Origin of the sequence: Arthrobacter sp. HY1533 (assembly GCF_027568515.1) — a bacterium.
In the GTDB taxonomy this organism is placed as follows: Bacteria; Actinomycetota; Actinomycetes; order Actinomycetales; family Micrococcaceae; genus Specibacter.
On the sequence record NZ_JANKZF010000008.1, the window covers coordinates 87859 to 108492 of the forward strand.

Annotated in this window: 17 protein-coding genes; 11 read left to right on the forward strand and 6 right to left on the reverse strand. The window is 67.1% G+C overall.

The features are described from left to right. Nucleotides 1-23 precede the first annotated feature (23 nt). The 3 genes from aspA to PCK14_RS08375 all read left to right on the forward strand — a co-directional run bounded on the left by aspA (nucleotide 24) and on the right by PCK14_RS08375 (nucleotide 3917). The gene (gene aspA, locus PCK14_RS08365) at nucleotides 24-1457 is read left to right on the forward strand and encodes an aspartate ammonia-lyase (RefSeq protein ID WP_269938017.1); all 1434 of its coding nucleotides are present in this window, start codon (nucleotides 24-26) and stop codon (nucleotides 1455-1457) included. Nucleotides 1458-1520: 63 nt separating this feature from the next. Beyond that, complete coding sequence (locus PCK14_RS08370; RefSeq protein WP_269938018.1) at nucleotides 1521-3068, forward strand: amino acid permease; 1548 nt, start codon at nucleotides 1521-1523, stop codon at nucleotides 3066-3068. Between the two features lie 120 nt (nucleotides 3069-3188). Further along, entirely contained in the window at nucleotides 3189-3917 is a 729-nt protein-coding gene (locus tag PCK14_RS08375; RefSeq protein ID WP_269938019.1) for an FMN reductase, read from the forward strand. Between the two features lie 29 nt (nucleotides 3918-3946). Here PCK14_RS08375 and PCK14_RS08380 read toward each other — a convergent pair whose 3' ends face one another. Next, nucleotides 3947-4996 carry an alpha/beta hydrolase gene (locus tag PCK14_RS08380; protein ID WP_269938020.1) on the reverse strand — a complete coding sequence of 350 codons (1050 nt, stop codon included), beginning with the start codon at nucleotides 4994-4996 and terminating at the stop codon, nucleotides 3947-3949. A 31-nt stretch (nucleotides 4997-5027) separates the two neighbouring features. Then, entirely contained in the window at nucleotides 5028-6674 is a 1647-nt protein-coding gene (locus PCK14_RS08385) for a beta-N-acetylhexosaminidase (protein ID WP_269938021.1), read from the reverse strand. 116 nt (nucleotides 6675-6790) lie between these two features. Here PCK14_RS08385 and PCK14_RS08390 point away from each other — a divergent pair, with 116 nt between their 5' ends. The 4 genes from PCK14_RS08390 (at nucleotide 6791) to PCK14_RS08405 (ending at nucleotide 12216) form a co-directional block, all read left to right on the forward strand. Next, nucleotides 6791-7576 (forward strand): TetR/AcrR family transcriptional regulator, encoded by a 786-nt coding sequence (locus PCK14_RS08390; protein WP_269938022.1) that lies wholly within the window; start codon nucleotides 6791-6793, stop codon nucleotides 7574-7576. A gap of 38 nt (nucleotides 7577-7614) precedes the next feature. Continuing rightward, the gene (locus PCK14_RS08395; RefSeq protein WP_269938023.1) at nucleotides 7615-8337 is read left to right on the forward strand and encodes a hypothetical protein; all 723 of its coding nucleotides are present in this window, start codon (nucleotides 7615-7617) and stop codon (nucleotides 8335-8337) included. Nucleotides 8338-8411: 74 nt separating this feature from the next. After that, nucleotides 8412-11351, forward strand: a complete 2940-nt coding sequence (locus PCK14_RS08400; protein WP_269938024.1) for a glycoside hydrolase family 2 TIM barrel-domain containing protein — start codon at nucleotides 8412-8414, stop codon at nucleotides 11349-11351. A gap of 49 nt (nucleotides 11352-11400) precedes the next feature. Continuing rightward, nucleotides 11401-12216: an SDR family NAD(P)-dependent oxidoreductase gene (locus tag PCK14_RS08405; RefSeq protein ID WP_269938025.1), complete on the forward strand. Its 816-nt coding sequence runs from the start codon at nucleotides 11401-11403 to the stop codon at nucleotides 12214-12216. Nucleotides 12217-12223: 7 nt separating this feature from the next. On the opposite strand, the gene idi is transcribed toward PCK14_RS08405, so the two are convergent. The 4 genes from idi to PCK14_RS08425 all read right to left on the reverse strand — a co-directional run bounded on the left by idi (nucleotide 12224) and on the right by PCK14_RS08425 (nucleotide 16179). Further along, entirely contained in the window at nucleotides 12224-12772 is a 549-nt protein-coding gene (gene idi / locus PCK14_RS08410) for an isopentenyl-diphosphate Delta-isomerase (protein WP_269938026.1), read from the reverse strand. Between the two features lie 36 nt (nucleotides 12773-12808). After that, nucleotides 12809-14629 (reverse strand): hypothetical protein, encoded by a 1821-nt coding sequence (locus PCK14_RS08415; RefSeq protein ID WP_269938027.1) that lies wholly within the window; start codon nucleotides 14627-14629, stop codon nucleotides 12809-12811. A 79-nt stretch (nucleotides 14630-14708) separates the two neighbouring features. After that, nucleotides 14709-15398 carry a PDC sensor domain-containing protein gene (locus PCK14_RS08420; RefSeq protein ID WP_269938028.1) on the reverse strand — a complete coding sequence of 230 codons (690 nt, stop codon included), beginning with the start codon at nucleotides 15396-15398 and terminating at the stop codon, nucleotides 14709-14711. Nucleotides 15399-15420: 22 nt separating this feature from the next. Beyond that, a complete protein-coding gene (locus tag PCK14_RS08425) occupies nucleotides 15421-16179 on the reverse strand; it encodes a FadR/GntR family transcriptional regulator (RefSeq protein ID WP_269938029.1) in 759 nt (252 codons plus the stop codon). A gap of 184 nt (nucleotides 16180-16363) precedes the next feature. Between PCK14_RS08425 and PCK14_RS08430 the strand changes: the two genes are divergently transcribed. The 4 genes from PCK14_RS08430 (at nucleotide 16364) to PCK14_RS08445 (ending at nucleotide 20552) form a co-directional block, all read left to right on the forward strand. After that, a complete protein-coding gene (locus PCK14_RS08430) occupies nucleotides 16364-17458 on the forward strand; it encodes an ABC transporter ATP-binding protein (protein WP_269938030.1) in 1095 nt (364 codons plus the stop codon). Between the two features lie 52 nt (nucleotides 17459-17510). Then, nucleotides 17511-18686: an ABC transporter substrate-binding protein gene (locus PCK14_RS08435; RefSeq protein ID WP_269938031.1), complete on the forward strand. Its 1176-nt coding sequence runs from the start codon at nucleotides 17511-17513 to the stop codon at nucleotides 18684-18686. An 84-nt stretch (nucleotides 18687-18770) separates the two neighbouring features. Further along, nucleotides 18771-19709: an ABC transporter permease gene (locus PCK14_RS08440; protein WP_269938032.1), complete on the forward strand. Its 939-nt coding sequence runs from the start codon at nucleotides 18771-18773 to the stop codon at nucleotides 19707-19709. A gap of 9 nt (nucleotides 19710-19718) precedes the next feature. Next, nucleotides 19719-20552: an ABC transporter permease gene (locus tag PCK14_RS08445; RefSeq protein WP_269938033.1), complete on the forward strand. Its 834-nt coding sequence runs from the start codon at nucleotides 19719-19721 to the stop codon at nucleotides 20550-20552. Nucleotides 20553-20634: the final 82 nt, after the last annotated feature.

Here is a 20634-nt window from a genome sequence, read left to right on the forward strand (position 1 = left end):
ATGAAGCGCAGCCAAGGAGCATCATGACTATTAACATTTCCGCCAACCCCGCCTCCGACCCCCTCGCCGTCCGCAGCGAGCACGACCTCATTGGCGACCGCGACATCTCGGCCGACGCCTACTGGGGCGTCCACACGCTGCGGGCCGTGGAGAACTTCCCCATCACCGGCACCCTGCTGGGCAGCAACACCCACCTGGTCAACGGCCTGGCCATGGTCAAGCAGGCCGCAGCGCAGACCAACCGTGAGCTGGGACTGCTCGATGCCGAAAAGGCCGGCGCCATCATCAAGGCCTGCCAGGAAATCATCGCCGGGGAACTGCATGACCAGTTCGTGGTGGACGTCATCCAGGGCGGCGCCGGGACGTCGTCGAACATGAACGCCAACGAGGTCATTGCCAACCGGGCACTGGAAATCCTTGGCCACAAAAAGGGCGAGTACCAATTCCTGCACCCCAACGACCACGTCAACCTCAGCCAGTCCACCAACGACGTCTACCCCACGGCCGTCAACGTGGCCACGATCTTCGCGGCGAAGTCGCTCGTGGGGGCCATGGAATACCTGTGCGACGCCTTCGCCGCCAAGGCCGTGGAATTCCGCACCGTGGTCAAGATGGGCCGCACCCAGTTGCAGGATGCCGTGCCCATGACGCTGGGCCAGGAATTCAACACCTACGCCGTCACCATGGGGGAGGACCGGGCGCGCCTGGCCGAATCCACGCTGCTGGTGCATGAGATCAACCTCGGCGCCACGGCCATCGGCACGGGCCTGAACGCCCCCATTGGCTACTCGGCGCTGGCCTGCCGCCACCTCGCGGAAATTTCCGGGCTGCCGCTGACAACGTCCCTTGACCTGATCGAGGCCACCTCCGACGTGGGCGCCTTTGTCCACCTCTCCGGCGTGCTCAAGCGCGTGGCCGTCAAGCTCTCCAAGATCTGCAACGACCTGCGCCTGCTCTCCTCCGGACCCCGCGCCGGCTTCGGCGAGATCACCCTTCCCGCCGTCCAGGCCGGCTCCTCGATCATGCCCGGCAAGATCAACCCGGTCATCCCCGAGGTGGTCAACCAGGTGGCCTACGAGGTCATTGGCAACGACGTCACCATCACCATGGCGGCCGAGGGCGGGCAGCTGCAGCTCAACGCCTTCGAGCCCATCATTGTGCACAGCCTCACCAAGAGCATGCGCCACCTGGAAGCAGCCTGCACCACCCTGGCAGATAAGTGCATCCGCGGCATCACCGCCCACGAAGACAAGCTGCGCGCCCAGGTGGAACACTCCATCGGGCTCGTCACGGCACTGAACCCGGTGCTGGGCTATGCGGCCTCCACCAAGATCGCGCTCGAGGCGCTGGCCACCGGCCGCGGCGTCGCCGAGCTGGTCCTGGAACACAAACTCCTCACGGCCGAGCAGCTCAACGAGATGCTGCGCCCCGAACACCTCGCCAACCTGGCGGACTGACACCCCTGCGACAACACGGCTGCCCGCAACGGCGCGGACGGCATCGAGCAAAGGATTCACACCATGCACCACCAGGAACAAACCGACACATCGGACCTCGTCCAGGATGCGCCCAGCACCTCATTGACAGCTGAGGATGCCGGGCTGCACAAGGGACTGAAGTCCCGCCAGATCCAGATGATCGCCATTGGCGGGGCCATCGGCACGGGCCTGTTCATGGGCGCCGGCGGGCGCCTGGCCGGCGCCGGACCGGCCCTCATGTTCAGCTACGCAATCTGTGGCTTCTTTGCCTTCCTGATCCTGCGCGCCCTGGGCGAGCTGGTCATCCACCGCCCGTCCTCGGGATCGTTCGTCTCCTACGCCCGCGAGTTTTTCGGGGAGAAGGCGGCGTTTGTCTCGGGTTGGCTGTACTGGCTCAACTGGGCCATGACGGCAATCGTGGACATCACGGCCGTGGCCCTGTACATGCACTTCTTCGCCAAGTACGTGCCCTGGATGGGTTCCGTTCCGCAGTGGGTCTGGGCCCTGGGCGCGCTGCTGATTGTGCTGGGGCTAAACCTGGTTTCCGTGAAGGTGTTCGGTGAGCTGGAGTTCTGGTTCGCGCTCATCAAGGTGGTTGCCCTGGTGACGTTCCTGCTGGTGGGCACCTACTTTGTCATCTTCGGCACCCCCGTGGACGGCCAGGTGGTGGGCTTCAGCCTGATCGCGGACAACGGCGGATTCTTCCCCAACGGGCTGCTCCCGGTTGTCGTGGTCATGCAGGGCGTGGTCTTCGCGTACGCCTCCATCGAGCTGATCGGCACCGCGGCCGGCGAAACGCAGAACCCCGAAAAGGTCATGCCGAAGGCCATCAACACCGTGATCATCCGCATCGCCGTGTTCTACGTGGGCTCGCTGATCCTGCTCTCGCTGCTGCTGCCGTACACCGCCTACAAGGCTGGGGAGAGCCCGTTCGTGACGTTCTTTGGCTCCATTGGGGTGGAGGGCGTGGACTCGATCATGAACCTCGTGGTGCTCACGGCCGCCATGTCCTCACTCAACGCCGGGCTCTACTCCACGGGCCGGATCCTGCGCTCCATGGCCATGTCCGGCTCGGCACCGAAGTTCGCGGCCAAGCTGAACCGCAACGGCGTTCCGTACGGCGGCATCCTGCTCACGGCCGCCGTCGCCGGCCTGGGCGTCATCCTCAACGCCGTGGTCCCCGCCGAAGCCTTTGAAATTGTGCTGAACATGGCGGCTCTGGGCATCATCGCCTCCTGGGCCATGATCGTGCTCTGCCAGCTGGCTCTCTACCGCCTGACGAAGAAGGGCCTGGCCATCAGGCCCAGCTTCCGCATGATCGGTGCGCCCTATACGGGGTATCTGACGCTTGCGTTCCTGCTGGCCGTGCTGGTCCTGATGGCGTTCGACAGCCCCGTGGGCACCTGGACCATCGCCTCGATCGTGGTCATCATCCCGGCGCTCGTGGCGGGCTGGTACCTGAGCCGCGGCCGGATCAACGCCATTGCCGCCACCCGCGACGGCTACACCGGCGCCCACCCGGTCATTGCCCACCACAGCGCAGCCACCGCTGCCAAGGACGCAGCCGACGGCGGCCGGCAGGAACCGTAACAGCCGCAGCTTCGCGCCGAAATAGCCGCGCCGAATGCACCGCAGGAAGGGCCCGGGAATAACTCCCGGGCCCTTCCCGTTGAGTCCATTAGATGCATACGCATGAACTAAGGAGCAACAATGCAGCGCACGGTAGTAGTCATCTCGGCAGGCCTCGGTGTCCCGTCCTCCACCCGCATGCTGGCGGACCAGATGGCCGCCGACGTCCAGGCGCGCCTGGCCGCCATGGGCATCACGGCCAAGCTTGACGTGATTGACCTGCGCGACCACGCCACCGGCATTGCCAACAACATGGTCACCGGGTACGCCGGCCAGGACCTGGCCGGGGTCATCCGCCGCGTGGAGGCCGCCGACGCCATGATCGCCGTGACGCCCACCTTCAGCGCCTCCTACAGCGGCCTTTTCAAGTCCTTCTTTGACGTCCTGGACCCGAAATTCCTGGACGGCATGCCCGTGCTGTTCGGCGCCACGGGCGGGTCCCCGCGCCACTCGCTGGTGCTGGAAATGGCCATCCGCCCGCTCTTTAGCTACCTGCGCGCCCACACCGTGCCCACCGCCATCTACGCCTCGCCCGAGGATTGGGGCGGCAGCGGCGAGAACACCCTTGAGCGCCGGATTGGCCAGGGCGCCGCGGAGCTTGCCGCCGTGATCGCCAGCCACGTGCCGGCAGGCACCGCGCAGGCCGCGGAGGGCACCGGGCTGCCGGGCAGGCAGCTTGGCGAGGGCCCCGCCGTGGGATTCTCCGGTGCCGGCTTTCCCGACCACAAGGCCAAGCGGGCGCAGCACGAGGCGAACAAGATGACGTCCCTGCCGTTTGAGGAACTGCTGGCCCAGACCCAGCGCCGCTAAAACCGCAGGGCCAAAGCCGGTGCAGAACATCAGAAGATGTGCTGCACCGGCTTTGTTGTGAGCGGGGGCGGATCCAGCTGGTCAAGGATCACGGCCAGGGCCGTGCGGTACACCTCGGGGTGGATTTCCGGGCTGGCATGGCCGGTGTCCGGGACGTTGTAGCCAAAGCTCGGGTTGCGCGGCAGCAGGGCCTGCCAGCCACGGGCGGCACTTGCGGCGTTGACAATGAAGTCCGCGGGATCGTAGATGAGCCCGATCCCCGTGGTGGCGGGGATGCCGCCGTCGTACTGGCTGGGGAAGGCCTGCAGGAACGTGGCCTGCGTGGTGCTCAGGATCAGCGAGTTGCTCTCGGGGCTGAAGGAGCGGTCCAGGCCGCTGCGGGCAGCCTGGTACATGCCCTGGCCATTGGGGTTGGCCAGGCCGCCCCAGAGCCCGGCGCCGAGCCGCCCCGCCAGGCCAAGGTACGGGACAATCCGGCCGGCCAGCGAGATGTACTGTTTTCCGGGGTCCAGGATGTCGGCCACGCTGCTGGGGCTCGAACCCATGATGATGAGCTTCACGCTGATGCCGGTGCTGGCCAGCAGCGAGGCCAGGACCGTGGCCGCCATGCCGCCGAAGCTGTCCCCATAGAAGTAGACGGTGTCGATCTTGCGGGCGTAGGCGTCGCGCTGGATGGCAATGAACAGCTGGGCAACATCAATGCCCTCGTTCGAGTAGCCAATGTAGGAGGCCGGGGCCCGCTGGTTCATGGCCGGCTGCAGGGCCGCCAGCTTGCGCCCGGCGTCGCGGTAGCTGACCCGGAAGCCGCCCAACAGGTACCAGGTCCGGCCCGGGAAGCGCTGCGCGGCCGTCCTGTTTTCCTCGTTGTCAGGGGTTTCGATGCGGTACTTGGTCCGCTCCGTGAGCCGGGCGTCGGCGGCAATGTTCGCCTGGAAGGCCGTGGCCGCGGCGGCGGTGCCCATCACCGTGAAGAACAGCCGCCGGGGGACGTCCGGCACCTGGTGTGCATGCTTCACGGGTGGCTGCGGCGGTTCGGAACCGGAGTCCTGGCTGCTGGGGCGTGCTGTGCGTTGGCTCATGGTGGATCAAGGCCATTCTGCCACGCCGGCCTCAGTCCAGGATCGACGCCGTGATGTTGGCAATGTGGGCGGCGCGCTCCTCCCGGCTCTCGGGGCGGCCCGCGATGCCGGGGCGCTGCTGCCACGGCAGCGGTCCGGCATCCTGGCGGAACTCGACGCCGGCAGCCTCCAGCCGGCCCAGGTGGTCCTGGAGCCTGGGCATGAAGCGGGCCAGGTCCCGCCCGGCCGGGCTCCACAACGCCTCGGCCATGGCGCACAGCCGGGGAAAGGCCATGTAGTCCAGGGTGCGGGGCGAATCGATGTACTCGGTCCACAGATTGGCCTGGCCGCCCAGGATGTGGCCGGCCGCGTCGGCGTCGAGCTCGGCCGGAACCGGATCGAAGCCGTAGACATCGGCCACGCCCAGGGCGATCGAGACAGGGATCGGCTCGGTGGGGAGCTCGGACTGCCGGTAGTCGAGGTAGGCGAGGTCATCCGGGCAGCAGACCACGTCGTGTCCCCGGCGTGCTGCTGTCTGTGCGCCGGCCATGCCGCGCCACGACAGGACCGTGGCCTCCGGGGCCAGCTCATTTTCCAATATCTCGTCCCAGCCCAGGATGCGCCGGCCGCGGGCTGTCATGTGCCGGTCCATCTGCGCAATGAACCAGCCCTGCAGCCCGTCCACGCCGTCAAGGCCCAGCTCGGCCGCGCGTTGTTGCGACCGGGGGTCCTCCCGCCACTGGTCCTTGGGGCATTCGTCCCCGCCCACACCAATCCAGCGGCCGGGGAACACGTCCATGACCTCGTCAAAGACATTGCGGAAGAACTCCACCGTTGAGTCCTCCATGTTCAGCACATTGAAGTTGATGCCCCACCGCGTGTGCACCTCCATGGGGGTGCCGTGGACGCCCAGCTCGGGGTAGGCGGCAAGCGCTGCCTGGACGTGCCCGGGCGTTTCAATTTCCGGGACCACTGTGATGAAGCGGGCGGCGGCATAGGCCACGATCTCGCGCAGGTCCGCCTGGGTGTAGTAGCCGCCGTGGGGACGGCCGTCCAGGGGCGCATCGGTGCCGGCACCAATCTGGGTCTCCGTGCGCCATGAGCCGATTTCGGTGAGCCGGGGGTAGCGCAGGATCTCCATGCGCCAGCCCTGGTCGTCCGTCAGGTGCAGGTGCAGGGTGTTGAGCTTGTGCATGGCCATCAGGTCGATGAACCGCAGGATCTCACGCTTGGGCAAAAAGTGCCGCACCACATCGAGCATGGCGCCGCGCCAGCCAAAGCGGGGGCTGTCCTCCACGGTGCAGGCGGCAACGGCCCAGTGAATTCCGGGCAGCTGCCCGGCCCGGAAGATCCCGGCCGGCAGAAGCTGCAGCAGTGTCTGGCAGCCGTGGAACACCCCGGCCTCGTCCCCGCCGAAAAGCTGCACCCCGGAGGTGGAAACTTCCAGGCGGTACGCCTCGGCACGAAGCGTCGCATCCAGGCCCAGCGAAATGGTGCCGGACTTGGCAGCGGGGCCGTCCTCGCCGGCATGCCACGGGAAGGCGTGGCCGGTGGCCGGGCGCAGGGCACCCTGCAGCCAGAGGGCCACGCCCTGAAGCTGTTCCGGGCCGGCCAGGGAGGTGTTTGGACCCAGCACAAATTCACCGGCACCCCTGGTTTCCTTTGAGGGCCGGGGGAGCAGGGGAAGGGGCGTCTGCATGGAACAACTCCTGGTGTGGTGTGCGCTTTCGGTGGCCAAATTTCGACACTACTTGATGCGCAGCCTGTTTCTGCGGATTCTCTGGGAATCCGCTGCCAGTCAACTAGACTGGGCCTGTGACTGGACAGGCCCCGCACCCCCTCAATGACGCCACCGACGCAGCCCGCACGGGGGCGCCGGCCGGGCGCATCTACTCGGGCCTGCAGTCCTCCGAACGAGCCCTGGAGCGGCACGGCCGGCTGGTGGAGGCCGGCCTGGAGGTGTTCGGCACCACGGGCTACCCGGGGGCCAAGATCAAGAGCCTGTGCCAAGGCGCCGGGCTCAGCGAGCGGTACTTCTACGAATCGTTTGAATCGCGGGAGCAACTGCTCATGGCGGTCTACGACCAGGTGGCCAGCGACCTGATGCGGCACGTCATGGACGCCCTGCAGGAACCCGGCCTTGAGCTGCGGGCATCCGTCCGCGCCGGCATGGCCGCCGTGGTCAACTTCATGCTGGATGACCCCCGCCATGCCCGCATCATCCTGGTGGAGATCGTGGGTGTTTCGCCCGACTTCGAGGCCAAGCGACACAAGTCCATGTCCGAATTCGCCGCCGAATCCATGCGCCAGCTGCTGCTGCTGAGCGGACTTGACCCCCAGACCGTGCACCAGCAGTCCGCGGAAAACCCGCAGGACATTGCCCTCGCCACGGCCCTCGACTTCGCCCGGCTGACCGCCGTCTCCATGGTGGGAGGCGTCAACAACATGCTCCTGGACGCAGTGCTGGGCGGGACCACGTACAACACCGAGCGGATCACCGACGTCGCCTTCCAGCTCATTTACAACGCCTCCACCGGCATCCGGGCGCTCGCAGCCGGAGAGAGCTGCGTCCCTGCAGGGGAACCGACACCCCCTTCGTAACCCTTGGTGGAGTGTGTCGCAGGTGACACGATGGGACCATGTGGTTTCCTGAACTTTTTGCCGCCTACTGGTGGCTGCTCATTCCCCTGGGCGGCATGGCCGCCGGCGGGTTCAAGGCCCTGCTGGCCTCGCGGGAACGCGAGCACCAGCGCAAAATTGAGCTGTACAAGCTCCAGCACCCCGAAGTTGCCGGCCTGGACGTCAGCACCGGCCCCCGGCCCGCCGTCGACCTTTCCAAGGACGGGTATTCCGAAGCCGACATTGCCAAGGCCTTGGACGAGCACGACGCCGTCAACAGGCGCTGGCTCAGCTACGAGCTGGATGTGGCCAAGCTGATTGACTTCCCCATGATGAGCGACGTCCGCGAACCCCTGACGGTGGCCTTCCTGCGTGCCAAGCGCGACGCCGACGGGCTGCGGCCGCTGCAGGGCGCCGAAATCACCGCCAAGAGCCGCTGGGACGACTACCGCAACGCCGTCAACGCCTTCGCGGTGGCCTTTGACATTGCCGAAAAGGAGGCCCACCGGATCAAGGACTCGGCCTTCAGTGAGCCTGAGCGGGTGCGCCTGGGCACGGCCCGCAAGCTGGTCAAGATCGCCGAGGACAGCGGCGCCAGTCCCGCCGAGCGGCAGACCGCCTACAAGCGGGCGCGCCGCGAGCTGGACGGGCTGATCGTGCTGCCCGACGTCACCGTGGCAGCACTGGAACAAAAAGTTGCCCGGCTGCTGGAAACCCCCGGTGGGTCACCCGAATCCGCCTGATCCGCCCAGCCTGCAACACCACTGACGCACCCCGCCCTGCCCTGCCGCCAGCCAACCACCTAGGACGCACAACCGTGACTGCCACACGCCCCAACCTCGCCGCCAGCCCGTACCTCGAGACCATGGACCTGGCCAACCCCGGCCCGGGCCGCGGCGGCATGGCCCCGCGGTCCCACGTGGACGGCGGGCTGCCCACCCTGTCCCTCAACGGGGACTGGCGCTTCCACTTTGCGCCGACCCTGGCCGCCGCCCCTGTGGGGATAGAGGAGGAGGCGTTCGACGACGCGGCTTGGGAAACGCTGCCCGTCCCGTCGAGCTGGAACCTGCACGGCCACGGTGCGCCCGCCTACACCAACGTCCAGTTCCCGTTTCCGCTGGACCCGCCCCACATGCCCGACGCCAACCCCGTGGGGGACCACCGGCTCACCTTTGATGCGGGGCCGGAGTTCCTGGAGGGTGCAGTGCTGCGCTTTGACGGGATCGACAATGCCGGCACCATTTGGCTTAACGGTGAGCTGCTGGGCACCACGCGCGGCTCCAGGCTGCCCCAAGAATTCAACGTCAGCGGCGTCCTCCGCGCCACCGCGAACGTGCTGGCGGTGCGGGTGTCCCAGTTCTCGGCAGCCAGCTACCTCGAGGACCAGGACGCCTGGTGGCTGCCCGGGATCTTCCGTGACGTGACCTTGCTGGCGCACCCTGCCGGCGCCGTCCGGGACGTCTTTGTGCACGCCGGCTACACGGCCGGCGGGCATGGAACGCTGCGCGTGGAGCTTGACCCTCCGGTGCCCGGCGCCACGGTTGCCATCGAAAAGCTGGGCTTCAGCGCAACACTCGGCGAAGGCCCCGCGGAGACCTTGGACGTGGGCACCGTGGAGCCGTGGAGCGCCGAATCACCGGCACTGTACTCGCTGAGCATCACCACGCCCGTACAGACCCTGTCCCTGGAACTGGGCTTCCGCAGCATCACCGTGGAGGACGCCCAGGTCAAGCTCAACGGGGTGCCGATTCTCTTCCGCGGCGTCAACAGGCACGAGCACAACCCGGATTTGGGCCGCGCCGTCCCGCAGCAGCAGCTGCTGGCGGAGCTGCACCTCATGAAGGCCCACAACATCAACGCCATCCGCACCGCCCACTACGCCCCGCACCCGGCACTTCTCCACGCCGCGGATCGGCTGGGCTTCTACGTCATTGACGAGTGCGACTATGAAACGCACGGCTTCGAGGAGGGCGGCTGGGCCGGCAACCCAAGTGCCGAACCGCAGTACCAGGATGCCCTGCTGGACCGCATGGCCAGGATCGTGGAACGCGACAAGAACCACCCCAGCGTCATCATGTGGTCCCTGGGCAACGAGGCAGGCACGGGCGGAAACCTTGAGGCCATGGGGCGCTGGACCAAGTCACGCGACCCCGAGCGCCTGGTCCACTACGAGGGCGAGAGCTCCTGCGCCTACGCGGATGTCTACTCACTCATGTACGCCCGGCCGGAGGCAGTGGAGCTGATTGGCCAGCAGGCCGAACCTGCCCTGGAGGATGTGGCCGCGGACGCGCACCGCCGGAGCCTGCCGTTCATCCTGTGCGAGTATGTCCACGCCATGGGCAACGGCCCCGGCGGCCTGCGTGAGTACCAGGACCTCTTCGAGAAGTACCCGCGCCTGCAGGGCGGATTTGTCTGGGAGTGGATTGAGCACGGCATCCGCCAGCACACCATGGACGGCGAGGCCTACTTTGCCTATGGCGGGGACTTTGGCGAACCGGTCCACGACGGCAACTTCGTGATCGACGGCCTGGTCTCGGCGGACCTTGAGCCGCGCCCCGGACTGCTTGACTACAAGAAAGTGGTGGAGCCCGTGGCCATCACGATCGCCGGGGACTGGGCCACGGCTAACGTCGAGAACAAGTACGACTTTCTCAACACAGCCCACCTCAGCTTCACCTGGCAGGTTGACGGCCCCGAAGGCCGCATCGCGGTGGGCACCCTGGGGGTGCCCCTGACAGCGCCCGGCGAGGTGTCCGGCGTCGTACTTCCCGCGGAGATCACGGCCGAACGTGGGGAGCAGCGGGTCTTGACCATCAGCGCCGTGCTGGCCCAGGACGCCCCGTGGGCGCCGGCCGGGCACGAGGTGGCCTGGGCACAGCAGGGCACCCCTGCCGCGCCGCTGCCCGAGGTGGCGGGCACGGCGGAGCCGGTGGTGGAGGGGCGGACCGTCCGGTTTGGCCCGGCCGCCTTCAGCCTGGACACCGGCGGGCTGAGCGAATTCAAGGGCGTGCCGGTCAACGGCCCGCGGCTGACCTTGTGGCGCTCGCCCACCGACAACGACAACGGCAAGGACTGGACGCTGCCCGGTTCCCCCCGCGACTCCAACACCTGGCTGGAGGCCGGGCTGCCGCTGCTGCAAGGCAGGCTGGTGTCCATGGCGCACGACGGCGACAGCCTCACAGTCCGCGTGCGGTACGGCGTGCCGGTGCACCGCCAGCATGTTGACGTGGCGTACCACTGGCGCAGCGACGGGGCGCGGCTGGAGCTTGTGGCCCAGGTGGAACCCGGGCCAGGCTGGGGGCGGAACTGGCCCCGGGTGGGCTTTGACTTCGAGCTGCCGGGCGAATTCTCGCAGGCGCAATGGACTGGCTTTGGCCCCGGCCAGCGCTATCCGGACACGGGCATGGCGGCCCGGCTGGGCTGGTTCAGCGCATCGATCGAAGAGTTGCAGGTGCCCTATGTGCGCCCGCAGGAGAACGGTGCGCGGGCGGGGGTTTCGCGGCTTGGCCTGGCCAGTCCCTCGGACGGGCGCGGCATCACCTTCCTGGCTGCGGATGTCTCATTCACGCTCCGGCCGTGGTCGCAGGAGGTTCTGACGGCCGCCCGGCACACGCCGGACCTCATGGCCGACGGCATCAGCCATCTCACCTTGGACGCCGCTGTGCACGGCATCGGCACGGCCTCCTGCGGGCCCGGCGTGCTGCCGCAGCACCAGCTCGCCCCGGCGCCGCTGACGTTCCGCGCGGTCATGGAGTAGTTCGGGGCTGCCCCGGTTGTATGCTGAAAATCCGTTCTAAGGATGTGGCATGGCACGCACGATAATCATCACCGGGGCAAGCGACGGCATCGGAGCCGCGGCGGCAAGGATGCTGGCCGGCCCGGGGGACAACCTGGTGCTGGTGGGCCGCTCGGCCGCCAAGACCCAGGCCATCGCCAGGGAACTGGAGGCAGAGCACTTCGTCGTGGACTTCACGGAGCTGGAGCAGGTGCGCGCCCTGGCGGCCGCGCTGGCAGAAAGGTATCCGCGCATTGATGTGCTGGCCAACAATGCCGGCGGCATCATGAACAGCCGCGAAGTCACGGTTGACGGGCACGAGAAGACATTCCAGGTGAACCACCTGGCGCCGTTCCTGCTCACCACCTTGCTGATCGACCGGCTCAAGGAAAGCCGCGCCACCGTCATCAACACGGCAAGTGCGGCGCACCGGCACATGGCCAAGTTCGACATTGGCGACCTCGAAGGCGAGAGGAAGTACAACAAGAGCGCCGCCTACGGCAACGCGAAGCTGGCCAACATCCTGTTCACGCGCGAACTGCACCGCCGCCACGGGGACCACGGGGTCAACACCGCAGCCTTCCACCCAGGGGTGGTGGGAAGCAACTTCGGCGTCGAATCATCGGCGGGCATGAAATTTGTCTACACGGCGATGGGACGGCTCATGCTCACACCGGCGCAGGGCGCCGACACCCTGGTCTGGCTGGTAACCGCTGAACCGGGCGTGGTGTGGACCCCCGGTGAGTACTATGCCAAGCGTGAGTTGGCCAAGGCCAGCCGGGACGCCTCGGACATGGACCTGGCAAGGCAGCTGTGGGATCTCAGCGAAGCCATGGTGGCCGGGTAGGGAACGCTCAGGCCCCGGCGCGGCCGCCCGTGTAGACGCCTTCTGCCAGCTGCTGGACCAGCCAGGGGCTGAAGGCGAAGGGTGCTGCGGAGACCGCTTCCTCGACGTCCACCACATCGGACCAGGCCCAGTCGCAGGCCTCGTCGGGGTTGGGTACGATCTCGGCATCGCCTGTGTAGACGGCCGTGAACACGGGGCATACTTCGTTTTCCACGATGCCGGAGGCATCGGTGGCACGGTACCGGAAGCCCGGAAGTGCCGGCAGGATGTCCGTGACCTGGATGTTCAGCTCCACGGCCGCCCGGCGGATGATGGCGTCCTCGAGGGATTCACCCGGGGCGGGGTGGCCGCAGAATGAGTTGGTCCACACACCCGGCCAGGTCTGCTTGGACAGTGCGCGGCGGGTCAGCAGGGTGCGGCCCTGGGCATCGAGCAGGTGGCAAGAGAAGGCCAGGTGCAGGGGGGTTTCCGCCGTGTGCACCAGAGCCTTGTCAGCCGTGCCGATCTCGGTGCCGTCCTCATCCAGCAACCTGACCAGCTCAATGTCTTGACCCATGGGGAACCAGCTCCTTCTTGCGCGCGAACGACCAGTCTACGGTTTCACCACGTCGTGCGGGACCACCTCATGCAGCTCGATGCCGCCCGACTGCAGCTTCCAGTAGTGCAGCCGCAGCGCACCGGCCGTGCCCTGCTCCACGTAGAGCCGCATGCACACGTCCTCGCCACGCAGGGTGGGGCCGGCGTGGGCGCCCTCGTTCAGCCGCAGCGGGTGCGGTTCGCGCTTGCGCAGCGGCCCGCGGCGCTCGGCCACGAGGTCCACCACGGCACGCAGGGTCTTGCTGCGCTGCTGTTCGGTGAGCCCGACCAGTGAGAGAAGGAACTGCTCGTTGCTGCTGTAGTTGCCCAGCGGATGTGCCGCCTTCTCCCCGGCCGGAACCACGCGCGCCCAGGCCTGCAGCAGTTCAAAGTTGAACTGTTCGCCGGGGTCCAGGAACAGGCTCTCCGCCGTGGTCTCCGTGCGCGAGCTGGCCGAGCGGCGCTGTTGGCGCAGCTGGACCAGCGAGGCCTTGGTCCGGGCCAGGTCGTGCTTGAGGGCCATGATCTGGTGCTCGGCCGAATTCAGTGAGCGGGACAGGCGCGCCGCATCCTTGCGCTCATGCTCCAGCTGGTCCTGGAGCGCCCGCGCCACCTCGTCCGTGGCGCCCTGGCGCTTCTGCGCCGCCACGAGTTCGGCGATGGTGTGCCTGGCAGCTTCGAGCTGCATTTGCGTGCCCTGCAGTGCGGTGCGGCGTTCGGCAGGGCTGAGCAGCGCCTCGGCTCCGGCCGGGCTTGCCCCTCCAGGCTCGACGGCGTCGGGCTGGGTTCCGCCGCCGTCGCCGGCCGTGCCCGGCCCGGCCCCGGCAACCGTGGTGCCGGCGGCAAAGATGCTCGCGTAGGGGCGGTCCACATCCAGCCATGGAGGCCCGTCGCGAAGGAGGGGCGGGGCAGGGACTGCCGCCTCGTCGTCGTCCACGTCCAGCATGGACAGGCGCACCGCACCGTTCTCGTACAGGACCCGGGCCCGCACCACCTCGCCCTCGGTCAGCAGGTCCTGGGCGGAGTCGAGGTCGTTGGAGGAGATGCGCTCCACGCCGATGGACACCTCGTTGCCGGGCCACAACTCCACCACGGCCTGTGCGGGGCAGACCGACTTGACCCTGGCCAGGGCAACGTCGCCGTGCTTGTAGACGGTGATGGGGGAGGGGCGTGGCAGCAGCAGTGCCGCGATGTTGAGCACATGGTTGGCGCTGTCCAGGGTCCCTGTGACCAGCTGGCCCTTGCCCACCAGCCAGTCCAGCGGGATGCCGGGGAGCAGGTCCTCGCTGCGGATGACGGCCCGCTCTCCTCCCGGCACCAGCTCCACCATGGCGCGGTCCTCGGCCGGGAAGCCCTTGACAATGGCCTCGGAAATCACCGGCATCGGGGCAGTCGGTGGGGTGTGCGCCTCAAAATGCCCGGCGGCCAGCACCTCATTTTCCAGTGCCTCGTACAGCGCGGCCAGGGCCCTGGCATGGCGGGGGAGGTGGCGGCGTGGAACCCGGCTTTCCCAGCGGTGGCCGTGCGGGTAAACCCGGGCGCCTGTGCCGTACACGTGCAGGTCCTCGGGCAGCCCCTCCTGCAGCCTGTGGGTCTCGGCGCCGTTGGGCAGGACGAACACCCACGCCTCCGCGCCAAGCCGGTCGGCGAGCAGCTGCGCATCGATGGGATGCTCGCTGCCGGGGATGTGGGAAACCACCACCACCGTGTGCTCGCGGTCCGGGTCCATCAGGTGCCGGGCCAGTGCAGCGCCACCCAGGTGGTGGATGGTGCTGTGGTGTTCGGCAGGGGTTTCACCGGCTGCCGGGAGCCTCTTCCTGTTTTTCTGGGCAGGCATGGTGACTCCTTCCCATCGGCTGTGATGGCTCGTGTTAGTGACTCACCTTACATCGGCCCATGGCCGCGAGCAGTGCACGTTACGCCGTTGCAGAGTAGATGGAGAACTGCCGGCCCACGGGGAACTCGGCGGCCCCCTGGGCCAGTGTTGCCACGTCGCCGGCATCCACTTCCGCACTGGCGCTGACAACGCTCCGGCCGCCGGCATTGACCAGCACGGCATACGGGCCTATCTGGCGCAGGATCCCCAGGGCTGCCCTTTCCATCGCTTGGGCCGTGACGTCCAGGCCCACCACGCCGGCCGGCTCGCCATCCCTGAAAATGGGGTGGGTGAAGGTGAGGACGTATTCGTCGGTGCACAGCAGGTCGATGTAGGGGCCTGTGACGTGGGGCTGGCCGGTCGCCATGGGGACCTTGAACCATTCGGCCTTCACGTAGCGGCTCGTTGACTGCGGGCTGAAGTTGGCCAGGGCGTCAACGCGCTCCATGTCAGCCCCCTGCCACCAGGCGATGTAGCTGCGTTCCTCGCCGAGCAGGCCCGCGGCGGCCACGAACCCGGCGCCGGCCAGGAGGGAGTTTTCTTCGCTCATGAACCCGGCCACCGCGGGCCGGATGAACTTGTCGATCCCGGTGCCGGTGACCTTGCCCGTGGTGCCCAGCCAGCTGCTGGTGGCTTCCGCCCAGGCGGCGAGCTTGTCTTCCAGCCCTCCGATCAGGGCGTTGAGCTGCCCAACCCCTGTGGCCGCGTGTGCGGCGTCGTTGCCGTTCATGGTGTCCCTTGCTTGGTGGTGGCTAGCGCTGGCTGCGGGAGTGCTCGGCCAGCAGCCAGCTGGTGGTGGAGGTGATGAGCTCGCGGGTCCGCTCCTCGGCGGTGCTGGAATCATGGTTGCCAATGGCTGCGGAGATGGCCCCGCTCAACTCCGCGGTGCTCTCGCAGAAATCGGCGTCCTCGAAGGGCAGCAGCGTCAGGGTGCCCAGGTCCGCCTGCAGGTGCAGCAGCTCGCGCGCCAGCCTGGCCGAGCGGGCCACCGAGGCAATTTCCAGCAGGAATTCGGCGGCGCACAGGCGCCAGGCAAAAGGCGTGGCCGTTTCGCCGTCCGCGGTCCCGGGGCGGATGTAGGCCTCAAGGGCCTCCACATCCCCCGGGCCGGAGCGTCTGGCGGCCACCCCTGCGCAGGTCACGGCAATGGCCTGCAGGTGCAGGCCCAGGTCCGAGATTTGAAGCCTGGTCAGGCCCTGCAGCTTTTCCCGGGCGATGGATGCCGAGGGGAAGGAGTTCTCCGTGACAAAGCTGCCGCCGCTGCGTCCGCGCACCGTGCGGATCAGGCCCTGGCCGCGCAGTTGCGAGAGCGCCTCGCGTGCGGTGACCGCGGAGACGCCCAGGGCGGCGGACAGTTCCACCTCATTGGGCAGCCGCTGCCCGCTGGGCAGCAGCCCGGATTCCACGGCCAGCTCAATGCGCCGGCACACCTCGTCGACCAGTCCGCCGGACTTGATGGGCGTGAAGACGGCGGCCAGGCTGCGGGAGGCGCCAAGCGGGGACAGGGACACGGGAACCAGCTTCTTGCGGTCGAAAAGGGCGGGGGTTGTTACGGGATTTCTTCATGGTACCGGCGATTTTTTCCGGGGGCTATACATAAAACATCTTAAGTAATAGTATTTAGCCTCATCAGCCAATGTGGCCCGCATCACACCGCGGGCTGCGGCCAAGACCAGTAGCAGAAAGGCGTGCACCATGAGCGCTAGCACCTCCCCAGCCGCAGGCTCCACTGCGGGTGACGCGGGCCAGGCGGTCCCCGCCATCCGGCTGCGCAACCTCACCAAGTCCTTTGGGGCCAAGGGATTCAATGAGACCAAGGCCGTGGACGGCGTGGACCTGGACATCCGCCAGGGCGAGTTCTTCTCCATGCTGGGCCCCTCCGGCTCCGGCAAGACCACCGTGCTGCGCCTCATCGCCGGCTTCGAGCTGCCCACCTCGGGCACCATCGAGCTGGAGGGCCACGACGTCAGCGGCAAGGCCCCGTTCCAGCGCGACGTCAACACCGTCTTCCAGGACTATGCGCTCTTCCCGCACATGTCACTCGTGGACAACGTGGCCTACGGGCTGCGGGTGCGCGGCATGGGCAAGGCCGAGCGCCGTGAACGTGCCGTGGAGGCGCTGGAACGGGTGCAGCTGGGCAAGTTCATGGCCCGCCGCCCCGCCCAGCTTTCCGGCGGCCAGCGCCAGCGCGTGGCACTTGCCCGGGCACTCGTGGTGGAACCCAAGGTGCTGCTGCTCGATGAACCCCTGGGCGCCCTGGACCTCAAGCTCCGCCAGCAGATGCAGATCGAGCTCAAGGAACTGCAGCGCTCGCTGGGCATCACCTTCATCTTCGTCACGCACGACCAGGAGGAAGCCCTCACCATGAGCGACCGCATCGGCGTGTTCAACAATGGAAAGCTGGCCCAGATCGGGACGGCCCACGAGATCTACCAGCGGCCCACAGGGGCGTTTGTGGCCAACTTTGTTGGCACCTCGAACCTCTTCGGCCAGGACGTGGCCACCCGGCTGTACAACCGCGGCAGCCAGTTTGTGCTCCGGCCCGAGCGGCTCACGGTGCACTGGGAAGGCCAGGGTGCCACGCACGACGGCGCCACCTCCCTGCGCGGCGCCGTCACCTCACTCGTCTACGTGGGCCATGCGACGCAGGTGAGGGTGGCGCTCGAGGACGGCCCCGCCGTCGTGGTTCTCGTGGACAACGACCTGCCCGAAGGGGACGCCCTGGTGGGGCGCAATGTGGCGGTCAGCTGGGCCGACCACGACGCCGTCTGGCTCCCCGACGCGGCCTAAGGCCCGCATCAACTTCCGATTTCATCACTCAAGAGACACAAAGGATACGACCATGGCAACGAAAAACGCACTGAAGGTCATCGGCACCCTGGCTGTTGCAGCATTGGCGCTGGCAGCCTGCGGGACCTCATCCGGCGGCGGCGAACCCACCACGGCCAAGGAGTCAATCGGCGCGGGGGAGGGGCAGGTTTCCATCCTGGCCTGGCCCGGCTACGTGGAGGACGGCAGCAACGACCCCAAGGTGGACTGGGTCTCCAAGTTCACCGCCGACACCGGCTGCAAGGTCAACTTCAAGCCCTTCGGCACCTCGGATGAGGCCGTCACGCTCATGCGCACCGGCCAGTACGACGTCATCTCCGCCTCGGGCGACGCTTCCCTGCGCCTCGTGGCCGGCGGCGACGTGCAGCCCGTGAACACCTCCCTGCTGAAGAACTACCCGGATGTGTACCCGTTCCTGAAGGACAAGGCGTGGAACACGGTGGACGGCAAGAACTACGGCATGCCGCACGGCTGGGGCGCCAACCTGCTCATGTACCGCACCGACCTGGTCAGCCCCGCACCCACGTCCTGGAGCTCCGTGTTCGACGGCGCCTCCGCACACACCGGCAAGGTCACCGCCTACGATTCACCCATCTACATTGCCGATGCGGCCCTGTACCTGATGAAGCACAAGCCAGAACTGAAGATCACCAACCCGTACTCCCTGGACGCCGACCAGCTCGCCGCCGCCGTGCAGCTGCTCAAGGACCAGCGCACCCACGTGGGCGAGTACTGGAACGACGTGGTGAAGGAAGTGCAGTCCTTCGCCTCCGGCACCTCGGTCATCGGCACCACCTGGCAGGTGGGCGCCAACATTGCCAAGGCCGACGGCGCCAAGGTGGAGACCCTGCTGCCGGAGGAAGGCGCAACGGGCTGGTCTGACACCTGGATGATCGGTTCCAAGACCAAGAACCCCAACTGCTCCTACATGTGGCTGGACTACATTGCCAGCCCCGAGGCCAACGCACAGGTGGCCGAGTACTTCGGTGAATCCCCGGCCAACCCCAAGGCTTGCGATCTGACCGTGGACAAGGAGCACTGCACCACCTACCACTCCGGTGACGCCTCCTACGCGGAGCAGATCTGGTACTGGACCACCCCCGTGGCCAAGTGCCTGGACGGACGCACCGACGCCAAGTGCACCGACTACTCCGAGTGGACCAAGGCCTGGACCGAAATCAAGGGCTAGCCAAGCCCACCCACAACCCGGGGCGTGCGGCGGACCCTCCCACTCCGCCGCACGCACCACCTACAAACCAAAGGCAATGAGGACATGGCACTACAGATGCAGCCCGGCACCAGGCCGGACCCGGGCGATGCTCCGGGCCAGGCAGCGGTACCCCGGGCACGGAAGAACTCGTTTTCGGCCCTGCTGAGCCGGCGGCCCGGCCTCCGCCTGGCGGGCCTGCTCACCGCACCGGCCGGCTGGCTCATCCTGGTCTATGTGGCTGCGCTCGCAGCCCTGCTCATCACAGCACTGTGGACGGTTGACACGTTCACGGGCAAGGTCTCCACCACCTGGAGTTTTGAGAACATCATCCAGGTCCTGACCGACCCCGTGTACCAAGTCATCACCCTGCGCACCATCTGGATTGCCCTGGCCGTCACTGTCATCGACATGGTGGTTGCCATCCCCATCGCCTTCTTCATCGCCAAGGTGGCCACGGCGAAGTGGCAGAAGATCCTTGTGGTTGCCGTGCTCATGCCGCTGTGGGCCAGCTACCTGGTGAAGGCCTACGCCTGGCGCAATGTGCTGGCCGAAGGCGGCCTGCTCGAATGGCTCGGTGCCCCCATCGGCGCCTCAAGCCCCGGCTACTCCGAGACGGCAGTGATCTTGACCCTGGCCTACATTTGGTTGCCGTACATGATCCTGCCCATCCATGCAGGCTTTGAAAAGGTTCCCGATTCGCTGCTTGAGGCCTCCTCCGACCTGGGTGCCAAGCCGCTGAAGACCATGCGCCTGGTCATGCTGCCCATCCTGGTCCCGTCCATCATCGCCGGCACCATCTTCACCTTCTCCCTGTCCCTGGGTGACTACATCACGGCCCAGATTGTGGGCGGCAAGACCCAGATGCTCGGCACCGTGGTATACGCCAACGTGGGTGCGGCCAACAACCTGCCGTTCGCCTCGGCGGTGTCCCTGATCCCGATCGTGATCATCATGATCTACCTCTTCGTGGTCCGCCGCACGGGCGCACTGAACAATCTGTAGGAGCGAGCCATGAGACTTTCAAAAAGTGCCAAGGGCATCCTGGGCGTCATCACCGGGCTGGTCCTGCTGTTCATCTACGTCCCGCTGCTGCTGGTGGTGGTCAACTCCTTCAACGCGGACCGCACCTTCGGCTGGCCGCCCAAGGGCTTCACCCTTGAATGGTGGGGCCGGGCCTTCGAATCCGTTGGCGTTCGTGAAGCCCTGGTCACCTCCCTGTGGGTGGCGGTGGTTTCAACCATCATTTCCCTGGTGCTCGGGACGCTGCTCTCGCTGGCGCTCCAGAGGTACAAGTTCTTTGGCCGCGACGTCATCAACCTGCTGGTCATCCTGCCCATCGCCCTGCCCGGCATCGTCACAGGCATCGCGCTGAACAACATGTTCACCACCATCCTGGGCGTGCCGCTGAGCATGTGGACGGTGGTCATTGCGCACGCGACCTTCTGCATGGTGACGGTGTTCAACAACGTCATTGCCCGGCTGCGGCGGACGAACGAACGGCTCGAGGAGGCCTCCGCCGACCTGGGCGCCGGCGTGTTCACCACCTTCTGGCTGGTCACCTTCCCGCAGCTGCGCTCGGCGCTGCTGGCCGGCGGGCTGCTGGCCTTCGCCCTGAGTTTTGACGAAATCATTGTCACCACCTTCACCATTGGCGCCGGCGACACCACGCTGCCCATCTGGATCCTGCAAAACCTGTTCCGCCCCAACCAGGCTCCCGTGGTCAACGTGGTGGCCGTGGTGCTGATCATCATCTCGATTGTCCCCATCTGGCTGGCCCAGAAGCTGTCCGCCGACTCCGTGGGCGTGGGGGCACCCAAGCCCGCCAAGGCCAAGGTGGCCGCGTAGGGCGTGGAGGGCCGGCACCCGGAACACCCCCGTCAAGCGCATAACTTTTGCGTTACGGTTTCGCTGGCCAAACGGACGACGC

Excerpts from the sequence above, each read along its gene's own strand:
- idi (WP_269938026.1), bottom strand. The coding sequence starts at position 12,772 with ATGGGTCAAGACATTGAGCTGGTCAGGTTGCTGGATGAGGACGGCACC.
- PCK14_RS08380 (WP_269938020.1), bottom strand. The coding sequence starts at position 4,996 with ATGAGCCAACGCACAGCACGCCCCAGCAGCCAGGACTCCGGTTCCGAA.
- PCK14_RS08395 (WP_269938023.1), top strand. The coding sequence starts at position 7,615 with ATGTGGTTTCCTGAACTTTTTGCCGCCTACTGGTGGCTGCTCATTCCC.
- PCK14_RS08445 (WP_269938033.1), top strand. The coding sequence starts at position 19,719 with ATGAGACTTTCAAAAAGTGCCAAGGGCATCCTGGGCGTCATCACCGGG.
- PCK14_RS08435 (WP_269938031.1), top strand. The coding sequence starts at position 17,511 with ATGGCAACGAAAAACGCACTGAAGGTCATCGGCACCCTGGCTGTTGCA.
- PCK14_RS08415 (WP_269938027.1), bottom strand. The coding sequence starts at position 14,629 with ATGCCTGCCCAGAAAAACAGGAAGAGGCTCCCGGCAGCCGGTGAAACC.
- PCK14_RS08405 (WP_269938025.1), top strand. The coding sequence starts at position 11,401 with ATGGCACGCACGATAATCATCACCGGGGCAAGCGACGGCATCGGAGCC.
- PCK14_RS08440 (WP_269938032.1), top strand. The coding sequence starts at position 18,771 with ATGGCACTACAGATGCAGCCCGGCACCAGGCCGGACCCGGGCGATGCT.
- aspA (WP_269938017.1), top strand. The coding sequence starts at position 24 with ATGACTATTAACATTTCCGCCAACCCCGCCTCCGACCCCCTCGCCGTC.
- PCK14_RS08420 (WP_269938028.1), bottom strand. The coding sequence starts at position 15,398 with ATGAACGGCAACGACGCCGCACACGCGGCCACAGGGGTTGGGCAGCTC.
- PCK14_RS08370 (WP_269938018.1), top strand. The coding sequence starts at position 1,521 with ATGCACCACCAGGAACAAACCGACACATCGGACCTCGTCCAGGATGCG.
- PCK14_RS08385 (WP_269938021.1), bottom strand. The coding sequence starts at position 6,674 with ATGCAGACGCCCCTTCCCCTGCTCCCCCGGCCCTCAAAGGAAACCAGG.
- PCK14_RS08375 (WP_269938019.1), top strand. The coding sequence starts at position 3,189 with ATGCAGCGCACGGTAGTAGTCATCTCGGCAGGCCTCGGTGTCCCGTCC.
- PCK14_RS08430 (WP_269938030.1), top strand. The coding sequence starts at position 16,364 with ATGAGCGCTAGCACCTCCCCAGCCGCAGGCTCCACTGCGGGTGACGCG.